This window comes from Bradyrhizobium sp. NBAIM18, assembly GCF_020193825.1.
Lineage (GTDB): Bacteria > Pseudomonadota > Alphaproteobacteria > Rhizobiales > Xanthobacteraceae > Bradyrhizobium > Bradyrhizobium yuanmingense.
In genome coordinates, this window is the sequence record NZ_JADYVO010000013.1 from 183838 (window position 1) to 197562 (window position 13725).

Annotated in this window: 5 protein-coding genes and 1 tRNA gene; 1 reads left to right on the forward strand and 5 read right to left on the reverse strand. The window is 57.4% G+C overall.

All coding sequences use genetic code 11. The features are described from left to right. Positions 1-44 precede the first annotated feature (44 nt). From I6F17_RS25790 to I6F17_RS25805, 4 genes are all read right to left on the reverse strand, one after another. Positions 45-3146 carry an efflux RND transporter permease subunit gene (locus I6F17_RS25790; RefSeq protein ID WP_225124684.1) on the reverse strand — a complete coding sequence of 1034 codons (3102 nt, stop codon included), beginning with the start codon at positions 3144-3146 and terminating at the stop codon, positions 45-47. 704 nt (positions 3147-3850) lie between these two features. Next, complete coding sequence (panC, locus tag I6F17_RS25795) at positions 3851-4702, reverse strand: pantoate--beta-alanine ligase (RefSeq protein WP_225124685.1); 852 nt, start codon at positions 4700-4702, stop codon at positions 3851-3853. A gap of 13 nt (positions 4703-4715) precedes the next feature. After that, positions 4716-5588 carry a 3-methyl-2-oxobutanoate hydroxymethyltransferase gene (panB, locus tag I6F17_RS25800; protein WP_225124690.1) on the reverse strand — a complete coding sequence of 291 codons (873 nt, stop codon included), beginning with the start codon at positions 5586-5588 and terminating at the stop codon, positions 4716-4718. A 4136-nt stretch (positions 5589-9724) separates the two neighbouring features. Next, positions 9725-10081 (reverse strand): hypothetical protein, encoded by a 357-nt coding sequence (locus tag I6F17_RS25805; protein ID WP_225124692.1) that lies wholly within the window; start codon positions 10079-10081, stop codon positions 9725-9727. 1618 nt (positions 10082-11699) lie between these two features. Here I6F17_RS25805 and I6F17_RS25810 point away from each other — a divergent pair. Further along, complete coding sequence (locus I6F17_RS25810; RefSeq protein WP_225124714.1) at positions 11700-13355, forward strand: recombinase family protein; 1656 nt, start codon at positions 11700-11702, stop codon at positions 13353-13355. On the opposite strand, the gene I6F17_RS25815 is transcribed toward I6F17_RS25810, so the two are convergent. Beyond that, positions 13312-13388: transfer RNA gene (locus I6F17_RS25815), tRNA-Met, on the reverse strand. The genes I6F17_RS25810 and I6F17_RS25815 overlap by 44 nt on opposite strands. Between the last annotated feature and the right edge of the window lie 337 nt (positions 13389-13725).

Here is a 13725-nt window from a genome sequence, read left to right on the forward strand (position 1 = left end):
TCCTTCGCGCGCCACACGGAGCAAACCCAGATTGATTTGATGGGTCATTGCCTGGCCATCTCGGCGTGAGCAGCGCCGGTGAGGTCGAGCTTGGCGAGGTTCGCGCAGTCGGCGCTCGCGTCGTCACGGTGATCGGACGCGATCGCGACATAGAGCGCAGGAAGCACGAATAGCGTGATCAGAGTGCCAACAGACATGCCGGCGGCGAGGACGAGCCCGATCGAGAAGCGGCTCGCCGCGCCAGCTCCCGTTGCAGTCAACAAGGGTATGAAGCCCGTGACCATCGCCGCCGTGGTCATCAATATTGGGCGCAATCGGACCCGCGCCGCCATCTCTATAGCCGAGCGACGGTCAACTCTCTCCTTGAGCTGCAGCTCATTGGCGAACTCAACCATTAGGATGCCGTGCTTAGAAATCAACCCGACAAGTGTCAACAGTCCAACCTGGGTGTAGATGTTCATGGTCACCCAGCCAAAGAATGGCGGAATCAACGCGCCGACCATTGCCATCGGCACGCTGATCATGATGATGAGCGGATCGCGCAGACTTTCGAACTGCGCCGAAAGCACCAAGAATATGATGATGAGTGCAAATGCAAATGTACTGGCCAGTTGATTACCCTCTTGCACATACTGGCGCGCGTCGGCCAGGAAGTCGTGGCTGAAGCCTGCGGGCAGTTTCTTCGCCTCGGCTTCCAGGAAATCCACAGCCTGTTCGATCGTGACGCCGGGCATCGGCACTGCCTGAAAAGTCGCGCAGTTGAGCTGGTTGTAGTGGGTGAGCGCGTTCGGATCGGTGGCGGTCTCGATGGAGACTACGGTAGACAACGGAAGCATTGAGCCTGTCGCGGTCTTTACGTAATAACTCCCGATTGCTTGCGGCACCAGGCGTTCCCCTCGGGGAACCTGCGGGATCACCTGGTAAGAGCGGCCCTGCAAATTGAAGCGGTTGACGTAGTTTCCCCCAAGTAAGGTGGCAAGCGCATTGCCGATAGTCTGCATGGTGATGCCAAGCTCGTTAGCCTTGGATCGATCAACCTTGATTCGTACCACCGGCTGGTTGAACTCGAGGTCGGAGTCGCTCACCATGAACAGCCCGCTCTTTCGCGCGGCATCCTTCAGCTTTGACATCTGCTCGTAGATGGATTGGAAGCCAAGGGTCGAATTGATCACCATCTGCACTGGTAGCCCGTCCGAACCGCCCGGAAGCGGAGGCAAGCTAAAGGCAAACGCGTTGATGCCTTCGATTTTTGACAGCTCGGCCTGGACAAGGGACTTTAGTACAATCGATGATCGCGTGCGGTCGTCCCACGGCTTGAGCAACATGCCCGCCAGGCCACTCTGCTGGCCGCTAACGCCGTTGAGCACGAAGCTCAAGTCAGTCTCTGGAAATTTCTGTAACGCGTTTTCGAGCTTGTTGCCGTAATAGTCGAGGTAGTCGATATTTGCGTATTTCGGCGCCTTCATTAAAGCGAATACGATCCCTTGATCCTCCTCGGGGGCGAGTTCTTTGGAAGTGTGCATATAGAGAAAGCCGACGAGGCCCAGCATGGTTACCGCAAACAGCCCCGTAACCGGTCGATAGTCAAGCGAGCGATCGAGCTTGCGGCCGTACCACTGTGTCATGGCGCCGAACCCACGGTTCACAAATCTTGCAAACCGTCCCCCCTCGGCGCTCTTCAGGAGGAGCGAGCACATCATCGGCGATAGCGTCAAAGCGATCACGCCCGAAACGATCACCGCTCCCGCTAGCGTAAACGCGAACTCGCGGAACAGCGCACCGGTGAGCCCGCCCAGAAATCCGATTGGGGCATATACCGCAGCCAAAGTAATCGTCATGGAGACAACGGGGCCGACGATCTCGCGCGCGCCCGCTGTGGCAGCCTTTAGGGGCGTCGCACCTTCTTCTAAATGGCGGTGAATGTTCTCCACCACCACTATCGCGTCGTCGACCACGAGACCGATAGCCAGAACCATTGCAAGGAGGGTCAAGAGATTGAATGAAAACCCCAGCACCAGCATCATGCTGCAGACACCAACGAGCGACAACGGAATAGTGACGACAGGAATGATGACCGAGCGCAGCGAGGCCAGGAATAGGAAGATCACGACCACAACGACCACGACGGCCTCAATGAGCGTCTTCTCAACTTCATCGATCGATGATTGAATAAATTTGGTGGAGTCGTAGGCTACTTTCATCCTCAGTGAAGGCGGCAGGTTACGCTCGATTTCTGGAAACAGCCCTCGAACGCCTCGCGCTATGTTTAGAGGATTGCCTTGCGGGCTCGCCTGCACGCCGACAAAGACCGCGTGCTCGCCGTTCATCGCGACACTAATGTCAGTAGTCTGCGCGGCAAGCTCCACTACCGCAATGTCCTCCATGCGCACAAAGCCACCGTCATTGGCCTTCACGATCATGCGCTTGAAATCTTCGACACTCCGCAGATCCGTATTTGCCGTGACATCGGAGATAGTGAAATAGCCCTTGGTCTGGCCCGCCGCGGCCTGGAAGTTGTTGGCGGCGATTGCAGCCGAAACCTCAGCCGGCGACACGCCGTGCCCAGCCATTTTCGCAGTATCGAGCCATAGCCGCATCGCAAAACTCTGGCCGCCCAGAATGTCTGCCGCTGCAACGCCGTCGACCGTCGAGATAACCGGTTGCACGACGCGTGAGAGATAGTCGGAGATCGCACTTGCCGCCAGTTCCTCGCTGGAGAAGGCGATGTACATGACAGCAGTCTTCTGACCCGTCGACTTCGTGACGACTGGATCGTTTGATTCCTTCGGGATCAGGTATTTGACTGAGTTGACCTTGGAGAGCACCTCCGTGAGCGCTTCGTTGGGATCGAAATTGAGCTTGATGTAGACTTTGATGGTCGAAGTACCAAGCACAGACGAGGAACTAATGTAGTCAACGCCCTCGGCGGACGCGACTGCCTGCTCCAGGGGAGAGGTGATGAACCCCTGGATCATGTCGGCGGAAGCGCCAGGATAGGAAGTCGTGATATTGACAACCGTATTAGACAGCTTGGGATATTGCCGGATCGGCAGTACGGTGGCCGCGCGCAAGCCGATCAGCAAAATCAAAGAACTGACGACGATAGACAATACCGGACGTTTGATGAAAAGCTCGGTAAATGCCATATCGACCTATGTTTTCAAGAGTGGGATGCAAATTCGCCGCAACTTATAAAGCGGCAATGATCACCGATGCTGCGGCTGTGCTAGAGCCTCCGGTATGAGGGACGCGCCATCGGCTACTCTAAGAGCTCACGTGCTCGCGGATGCGGACGCCCTATCCTTCTCTTCCATGTTCGTCACTCGAGTGAATGTTGTTCCGCTGCTCTGATGGCTGATCCCCGTCTCGATGATGGGCACCTGCTATAAAGCCTCTGTCTTCTTAAGTGCAATCGGCCGAAGGTCCGAACTCTAGATGTTCGTCGCAACACCTGATTGGAACTCAACGAATTATAGCAAGGCAGCAGCTCAGGCTTCGCACTGACCCGCAAACCAAATGATCGAGGTTCGACGTCGAAAGTACAGACGACGTGACGGGTGCTCAACTCTACAAAGGTAAATGGGTGATATAGCCTGGGCTGTAAAGCACTATACCAAGGTTTGTCGAATTGATCGATGATCGCCGTAGAGCAAATCTCGTGATGTTGCCGGACACAAACTTTTAGGTCCCACAATATTCCGTACGCACCCGCGACTTATCGCTTCGCTAAGTCGCTGAACAAGGTCGCCTTGGAGTCGGCCCTTCGCCACCAGCTTGGCGCGCCCTTCGGAGGTGCTTTGAGCATTTCTTGCTGCTCAATATGCTGCGCACGGCTTAGCGACGCATTGCGCTACCGAGTTCGCAACCCCAGTAGGACGTTGTCGATCAGCCGCGTTGAGCCAACGTAGGCTGCCGCACAAAGCGCCGCGGGGCGCCGCAGTGGACTATCGGCGGTTTTGAGCGTGTCACTGTCGACAAGTTCAAGATACTGCAGTCTGTCAACTGCCTTTAAATGCCGCCTGGCGACCGCAATCAGCTTTTCTACGTTGCGCTCTCCCGAGCGAAATTCGTCGAGCGCTGCGGATAGTCCACGATTGATCGCAAGGGCCCGCTGACGCTCTTCTTTGCTCAGGTAGCGGTTGCGACTGCTCATTGCGAGCCCATCCTGTTCGCGAACGGTTGGTACAGTGACCATCTCGATCGGGAGATTGAGATCAATTACCATGCGACGCACGACTGCGCATTGCTGAAAATCCTTCTGCCCAAAAAACGCGACATCGGGCTGCACCATGTTGAACAACTTGCATACGACGGTCGCGACACCGCGAAAATGCCCAGGCCTGAAGACTCCGCACAGAGGTTTGGCGAGGTCGCCCGGTTCAACGAAGGTTTCGAAATGGCTCGTATAGACCTCCTGTGTCTCCGGCGCGAAGAGGATCGCAACACCGCCATCACGGCACAGTCCCTCATCACGTAAAAAGTCGCGCGGATAGCTACTGAGATCCTCGTTTGGTCCGAACTGAGTGGGGTTGACGAAGATGCTGACGACGGTGACGTCGCATTGCGCCTGGCTCGCCGCGATCAGCGCCATGTGGCCATCGTGGAGATAGCCCATTGTCGGCACCAATCCGACCCGTTGATCGGCACCGCGGGATTTTGCGAGAGTACGGCGAAGTTCAGCGACCCTCGTGATTGTTTGCATGTAGAGCTCTATATCAAGTTGGGTTGGACGGCGCCCAGTTGGTAATTGCTTCTTCGACGCCTTCGGGAAGCCTATAGGACTCTTGCGGTCCCGGGAATGCACCACCGCGGACATCCGCGGCCCAGCGCGAAAGCGCATCATGCAACTGCTGAAAGCCTTCTGCATAGGCGCGAACGAATTTGGGGCGATGACCTCCAGTGAGGCCCAGCACGTCGTGAAACACGAGCACCTGGCCTGAACAGTCCGGGCCGGCGCCGATCCCGATCGTCGGTATTGTCAAGGACTTGGTTGCTCGAGCAGCAAGCTCGGCCGGAATGCCCTCCAATACCAAAGCGAAACAGCCGGCCTCCTGCAGACGGTGAGCGTCATCGAGCAAACGCAACGCTTCATCCGCTTTCCGACCCTGCACTTTGAAGCCCCCCATGACGTTGACGCTCTGGGGCATAAGACCGAGATGACCCATCACAGGAATCTCGCAATCGACGAGGGCCTGTACCATCTCGATTCTCTTGCCACCGCCTTCGAGTTTCACCGCAGCTGCGCCTCGCTGCAGGAATCCGCCGGCATTGCGTATGGTTTCCTCGACGCTGACGTGGAAGCTAAGAAATGGCATATCGGCGACGAGTAAAGCACGAGGCTTGCTGCGTACCACGGCTTCCAGATGATGGTTCATCATCGCAACGCTCACTGGAAGCGTATTTTCGAATCCAAGGCAAACGTTACCCACACTGTCGCCGACGAGAATGATGTCGACGGACGGATCCGCGATACGCGCCGCAACCGCGTCGTAGGCAGTCGTCATGACGAGACGCCGACCATCCTGCTTCCACCGCTGCAGCATGGGAATTGTGATGCGATCGATCGGCTGCTCCGAAACGTGGCTCATTTGGACCTCAGTTCGATTTTGCGGTGCGAATGTGGCAAAGCTTGAACTTCGCTTAACTCGCCGACGATTTCGAAGTCATAGCTATCCACAGCGTTCGAAATGATCGAATATGTCGGGCGATCACTGGTTGCTGCGAAACGCAGGTGAACCTCTTCTTTGTGCTCATCCAAGAAGGACAAACAGCAAACAATGAGTTGGTCACGGGATTGGCAGATCCGCGCAACAGCGGCGTTGAGAGCACAGCAACGCGAGCGCCTGCGCTGAGAATGACATAGGTCGACATCCGCATCCCGGAGTTCTTGTTCCGGGGATGTTCACGAACTACATTGGCGGAAGGGCCGCTGCGAGATAGGGGTGGATCGAGGGGTGATGGAACCGAGGTAATGAAGATTGCCTCCGTCACACGCTTCGCAGCGTATACTGTTCTCATTTGAAGAACGTTCAGCCTTCCGCAGACACGGTACTTCCTACGGAGCGCGGAAGAAAATTGTCAACTTGCGGAAGAGAAAAAGAAATCGACGGCTCAAAAATGGCCCTCGGATGGATGAAAATCCTTTTGGTTGCGCCATCATCGCCGGGAGACTTTCTTGGGTTGTCTGTTGGTTACGCGGGCGAGGATCGGCTTCCGCCGATTCGCCGACCGGCTGCCGCCGTCGGCGACCGATTCGGTCTGCTCTAGAGCAGCTCATCGGCTGGATCGACGATGTACAGTGTAGAATTCCTTGAGGTCCGCCGAGGTGACGCAATACTGCGGCGTGACAAAGATCGTGTTTCCAAGCCAGCGCAGCACCAGATCTCGATCGCGAAATAGCCCCTGCGCCCCGCTTGCATTTCTTCCGAAAAATATAGAGCTCGGTGCCGATTTGCTCGAGGCCGAGGCGTTCGCATGCTTTGCGGGAAGCAGAGGTTCGTAGCAGGGTCCGTTGTCGGTCATGACCTGCTGACCTTGATGCCGACGCTTGTGGCGTCCCCGCCTTGAGGAGGGCCGCGGCGCAGCCCTGCCGCTCGCTCTTCATCTCTTTGCTGAAGGTATTTCGGGAGGCATCCTCGATTCAGACGTCGACATAATCCCGGCCAGGTTCTTCGCCGCGTACCCGCAGGCTGCTCTTTCGAGTCCGGCCACCATCGATCGATCGTCTACACGGTTGGACTTGCCCAGCTTTGTCGATAGCGATGTGTCAGCTCACCGGGACGTTCACGTTCATAGCGCCGCACCGGCTCGGCCGGGTCAAGCTGCGCAATCGGCGTGGCGCGGCCGTGGCACTCCGAGTTCGGCGCATGTGGCAGGCAGAGTTTGGCTTGGCGTTGAAAGAGCCTTGTAGAGCGATCACGCTCCATCGACGCCTGTCCTTGCGGAACGCTTGACCCACTTGGCGACGGTTTTGGCCGAAATATTGAATTGCAGCGCGGGTTGGCCTTTGTGAGGCCACTATGATCACGCTCGTCACCATGGCTTCCCGATCCTTCGGCGTCAGAGCCGCGTCCTTATGGGTGCCTATCGATCCTCCACGAGCGGGCTAAAGCTTCGCCAACTTCAGCTTCCTCGTTCACGAGAGGCTGGACAGCTTACCGAAAGCTCACACTAGTGGTCTCACAGACATGCTACCCGAACCGGCTGACACCCATGCGTCCCCTCTAAAAGCGCGCGTATGCGCGCAGCGATCTGCCGTGCTTCCTTCGGCCGCAGGTCGGGTTTTATGCAATCGAGTATGGCTAGCATTGCCTGAACTTCATCCATGTTCAATGTGGCGAGCTTGCGATCGGATAGTCCCAGAGACTGATCGGCGGCACGGACCTGATTGGCTACAAGCACCGCAAGCGCTTGCGACCGCAGGGACGTGATATGCCGCTCGAACATGTGCATTTTTGCCCTGTAGCTGCCCTATGGGCATGGTGTCGCAAGCGCTGGTGGCCAACCCGGTCACAAAGACTGGGGCTGGCCACCTTTGCTCCCATGAGGCTCAAATTCCCAAGGGCGACCTAGTCATATCTTCGAGAAGTAACGAAGGGCACCTATCAAAATAGGTCGGTCCCATCTCATCGGCGACTCTCTAAGCTGGGTCTTTGCTTGAAGCAATTGGAGACACCAGCATGACCAGACACGTGGGCGTTCCTAGAAAACAGTGCATAAAACACAATGACAGGCCAACGCACATGAGAGGCGCAAGGAATGTTGGCAGAGCAAGTCCAGACGAAGCGCGATAGAATCAGTCCATTGAGAAGATTATCCTAGACCTTGAAAGCCGCGACAGGGAGCACCGCGTTGAAGAATCGACGACGCTGTCGGCATCGTCGTCGCCACACATGGCGGACACAATTGCATCAAGACAACAGCGGACCGGATTCAGCCAGGCAATCTCCTTTCCCTTCCTGAGTGTTGGCGAAGATTGATCGGAAGCAGTGCGGGCGCGACTCGGCGCCGCTTGGTTGCGCTGGAGCAGACGCTGTCCCTACCCCGCCCGCACTGCCAGTTGAACTTAGCAGAACTTGAATCAGCGCTTTTCCCCCACGCACACATAGGGGCAGCGCTTTCGCTGCCACCCAGCTAACTGCTCCAAACTGAGCTTCAAGCGGCGCAAGAAGCTGATTGCTTGCAGAACGAGCAAAATCGGCAGAAGGAGAACTAACCCGCGAGTTGGAAGCATTGCGGGCGCGGCTCGGCGCCTGGGGGCATCATGAGGCACTATCCTGCCGCATCCGCAATGCAATGAGCTTAACGGAAGCGTGACTCGGCACATGGTGGTCCTTCAGCTCATGCGCTGTCCCTGCCACACCCCCGTTAAACCCAACGATTCTTTATCGGGGCTGGCTTACCGAAAGCTGACAGACCTGCACAATTTACAGAACGAAAGGCGACCCATGTGGGCGGGCCGCTTGCCGTTGGCAGCGATATCGCCGTTTACGCCTCAGATAACAGTCATTCGGCGCGCTTGCGATCAGCGGCACCCGCATTGGGACTACGCGCCGGATTGACACTCAGCCAATCCACTGCACGTTTGATGACTGATCGGCCGTATGACCTCACGCCCCCTGGCTCGTGGGCTCTTCGACCATGCAGGATTGGCCATTCGGATTGCGCATCAGTTGCTCTCGAATTTGAATACGTCGCGCCGCTTACCGGCTCGTGCTCCACGCTGGGTTCGCGTAGGGAGGACGATTGGGTTCCGATTCGTCAAAATGCTTAATGAGCTCGATCAGCCTATCTCCCAGTGAGGCGCGAAAACTAGACGCAATTAGCGAGTTCGAGAGAATGCAGCGCGGATGCGACTCGGCGCCGATGTCCACCGGGGAGGTGGATAAATGCGCTATCTGCCGCATCCGCTTCGCCGGAACGCTAGTCAGCCTCGGGGATCACAAGGCTAACCCACCCGGCTTTCCCGTGAGGCCCGCCGCCTCAGGGTACAATGACTTTAGCGAGAGAGCGGCCTCGGGTGACCTACCAGCATTGGTAGTCATGCACAGCACGGCGGCGCAAATGGGCAAGCACACCACGTTGAACCACCTTGCATGAAAGCAGCACGCTTCGCGCCGGGTTCGGCGGTATCGGCCGCTCCGTAACGCGTTATCCAGAGCGTCTCTGCGTACAAGCACTGGAGCTCCCTCACTACATCGTGGCCTTTGTCGGGCCGATATAGCTCCCGGCGCTGTTCGCCATTCTGGCGAGCTTCTCGTTGCCCAGCGCCCCTACGCGCCCCTTGCTTTGCGAGAGACCAAGGTGTGGCCACCACGGCTCGCGGCGGCGAGCGTTGGTTTCGAGGCGTTTGTCCCTCGGGCTAGCGTCTTCGGCAGGCTTCCTGCTATTTATGGAGCGCAGTTGCGCGATGAAGTTCGCGGCGAACAGCTCGATGTCAGGCAGAGCCTTTGATTTTTATAGAGAGGCGCAAGCGTCTGCATGCTTTTCTTTCACTAAGCATCGGTCAATTCCTTCTCTCGCGAGCGACCAAACGGGTTCCCGTTCCCAAAAATGAAGCCACACGAGCAACGCCATGACGGCTATGCGTGCCGCAATGCAGTCGCGCCTCTTTGCGTACAGCGCGTGGCTCCGAATTCCCGCAGGATCCTTCGATGGATCCCGAGAATTCGCGCGGCCTCAACCTGTGAGGCTGCGAGGCGATCAGCGTTGATGTTGTCTGTGCTCAGCATAGCTTTGAAATTCGCGTCTGCCGGTTCGTCAACGGCATGCCACCATTTTTCTTCGCCGAGACACGGCGGAACAACTCGCAACATTGGAAAGTGCGAATGTGCGGGATCGGCTGCGAAAATACGCGCGGAAGAGAAGTGCTGCCGCCCTCGTCGAGCGGCCTGCCATGATCTGTTCGGCGAGGACGATCGGAAAGGACCTTGTACTGCGCAATGCTCAGGTAGACTATCTGATTTGCGCGTTTGCCTCTTCGCTCTCGCCAAAAATCTCGACTCATCTGCGATATCTCGTACGCGCGGCAAAGATCCGTCGCCTGCCGAACCGCAATGGCGGCGTTTGGCGGCACCAGCATTCGGCCTCCTCTGCAGCTTAAGCGAGGTCAAGGAAGCTATGACCTATCGGATGTAAGAGGGCGCAAAAGACGTCGCTGATCGAGATCAGAGAACCGTCCATGTTGACAAAAGCGATCTCAGCGGCGCTCGGCATGGGCAGCCGCCTCGACTCATGCTGACGCTTGCCAAGGAACGTGTCCGTCCGCTTATGCAGCAGATCGCGAAAGCATCTCAAGGTTCTGGCTGACAGCAATCGACGAGCAGGATCGGGCATGGCTCACCCGTTAGTGTGTCGAAGTATTCCGAGGCCCAGAAGGTCTAGAATTAGAGGGGAGGCAGCGCGGGCCGGGCCTCCGCGCGGTTCAAAGCTCTGAAACTACCAACGCCGCGCTGCCAGCGGAGTTAAATGACGTGTGACTCGGCGCTCGTCGGAGAGGCCCTTGGAAAGCGCTGTCCCTATCACGTGCGCCACTAACTTCGCTCGCCAGCGTCGCGGTACTGCAACGCTGCCGCCTCGCACCCTTGGGGCGGCTGCCCCGGGGCCGCCCTGCCTTTTATCGTCGAGACGTCCCGCAAGGCACCTGCCAGATTTGGTAGGTTGAGCTGTCTTACAAGGGAGAAACTGAAGCGTTATGCCGAGCACTCCTGCCCCGCGCCCGATCCTGAAGCCGCTTATCGCGAGGGGGGCAATTATGAGCTTCTGGCTAGTGCACCGTAGCCACGCATCTGATTCCCGACTCCCGCATCATTGGAGCGCGCGTGAAAACACCGGCCATCTCACGGGAATATTGAAATGTCAGAACCTGAAGGCATTTCGCAGAATTCGCTACGTATGCGCGTCCTTCATCTGAGACAAAATTCGGCAGACGATCGTACCTGGCCATATGCTTATTGCGGTTGCGCCAATGCCATATAAGAGTCTTTCTAAATGGATCTTCGAAACCGGTTCCACATGGCACCTGCCAGATTTGATGGGTAGGCTCCCCGTCACACGACGTTAGCCATCAGGAGTCGCAGCAACATGCGCACGAGGGTCGTGCGCCAGCGAAGGGCATCGATTTCGTCAAAGACGCAATATCCAGGCCATAGTCGAGCCATAGCAGTCTGTCTGATGGTTGCGAGAACGGCGAAGGCCATTTCCGCTCGCTGGGTAGACCTGCCTAAGGACGATTGAACCATCCACCGCCTTCTCGCTCACGGTCTAGCTAAGGGCTCCAATCAGGCCGAACTGGTGGCGAATTCGACAGCTGGAATAGAGTCCTTTGGCGAGGCCCGGAGTTTCCACTTCGGTATTCGCTAGATGGAGAGGTTGTGCGCTTCCCAGCAGTATCAATTCCATTCACGCAAAGCCGTTCGCTCCTGTCTTTTTCTTCGCCTAGGCATCCGATTGCACGACGAGTTCATAGCGGCCGTTGCACTTAGTCATCATCCGAGCAGGATGCTCGAGATGATCAGTTCCCCCGACGTCGTCTTGTCGACTGACGCCAGCGTAGGTGCGTGCACCTCGTTGAGCTGCGCGATTGCCTAGAGGTTCGATCGTGCGGGAAGCCGATCTCAAATTTTCCTTGCAGGCGAAACCAGACAAGGCGATCTTACGCCTCGCGCGAGTACTTGCCCGTGTGGCCGCGAGGGAAGATCATGAAAGACAGCTCATCGAGCGAAGCGGGGAAAAGAGCGACGATCTATGCTCGATTTTCAACCGATCTTCAGAACGAGCGATCGATTGAGGATCAGCTTTCACTTTGTCAGAGCTATGCCGAGCGCGAAGGATTAATTGTTGTCAGTACCCATGAAGATCGGGCTCGTTCGGGCGGGTCTGTCATGGGCCGCGAAGGCCTTCTACAGATGTTGGACCAAGCGCGGGAGAGATCCTTTGACGTGGTGATCGTCGAAGCGCTCGATCGCCTCTCTCGCGACATGGAAGATCTGGCTGGCATTCATAAGCGGCTGTCATTTCTCGGGATCGAGATCCGGGCGGTCCACGAGGGCGTCGCTAACACCGTGCTGGTGGGCCTTCGCGGCTTGGTCGGACAACTTTATCGCGAGGACAATGCGCACAAAGTGCGTCGCGGCCAAGCGGGGCGGGTTAAGCAAGGTTTGGCTGGCGGGGGCCTGACGTACGGATACGCACCGGTACCTGGAAGAAGTGGTGAACGAGTGGTTGTCGAGGCCGAGGCACAAGTGATCCGGCGCATCTTTCAGGAATACGTGGGTGGTCGTACGCCTCGGGAAATCGCGCATGATCTCAATAACGAGGGGGTATCACCTCCGCGGGGGCGAGGCTGGAATGCGTCAACAATCAATGGCAATCATGAGAGGGGCGCCGGCATTCTGCTAAACGAACTTTATGTGGGGCGCCTTGTCTGGAACAAAGTCAGGATGGTGAAGGACCCCGACTCGGGAAAACGCCTGTCACGACCAAATCCGAAGAGTGACTGGCAGGTGGCTGAAGTGCCGCATCTTGCAATTGTCAATCCAGAGCTATTCACGGCTGCTCAGCAACGCAAGGAAGAGCGCGGTCACATCCACCCCAGCCACCAACGTCGGCCTCGTCGGATGCTATCCGGACTGCTCCGGTGCGGCTCATGCGGTTCGGGTATGGCAACTAATGGACGCGACAAGTCAGGCCGCATTCGTATTCGCTGCTCTGCGGCGAAAGAGAGCGGCACATGTTCTGATGCCAAGACCTTTTATTTAGATGCGGTCGAAAGTGCAGTCCTCAGCGGGCTCAGGGCCGAGCTGCGTGCACCGAAGGTTTTTTCGGAATACGTACGAACGTATCTGGAGGAGCGGAAGCGCCTCCTAGCTACATCACAGGCAAAGCGGCACCGCCTTGAGCAGCAGCTAGAGCAGTTGAGTCGAGAAATCGAACGACTGGTGGATGCGATCGCGAAGGGACATGGCGATCCGTCCGTGCTCGGGCCGCGATCGACTGCCTTAGATGCCGAACGAAAGCGGATATCTGAGGAGTTGCAAAGCGAACCACCCGCTCCGATCGAAATTGCGCTGCATCCGGCCATCCTCAAACGATATGAGGAGCAACTCGGTCGGCTTGAAGAAGCACTGGGTAAAGGTGTCAGTGCGGGCGACGGAGAGGCCGCAGAAGCCATTAGAGACTTGGTCGAGACGGTCACCGTGTTCCGCGAACCGGAACGCCCAGGTGGTTTAGCCGTCGAGATAGCAGGCCGGCTAAACGCCCTGCTCGGCGAAAAGGCCTATCCAAATCAAGTCAAAGGAGTGTGGGGAAAGGTGGTAGCGGGGGAGGGACTCGAACCCCCGACCCCAGGATTATGATTCCCGTGCTCTAACCAGCTGAGCTACCCCGCCACAGGGATCGCGGCGGCGACTTTGGGCCGATCTCGCGAACGCGCGGCATATAAGGAAGGGGGCGGGGGTAAGTCAAGCAAAGTGGTCCGCCTTTTTCCGCGTTCGCCAAGGCTGCGGCGGGACAAGGCGCCTTGTGAATGCGGCCTCTTTTCAATGAGTTCGTCATGGCCGGGCTTGTCCCGGCCATCCACGCCCTTCTTCGTTCGCCCAAGAACGTGGATGCCCGGGACGAACCCGGGCATGACGGAGGTTGGGTCGGAACAAGCCCTTATTTCGGCCTCACATTGGGGTCGCCGCCGGGGCTGCCGGGGGGCGGGATCACGGGGGTGTTGCCGCC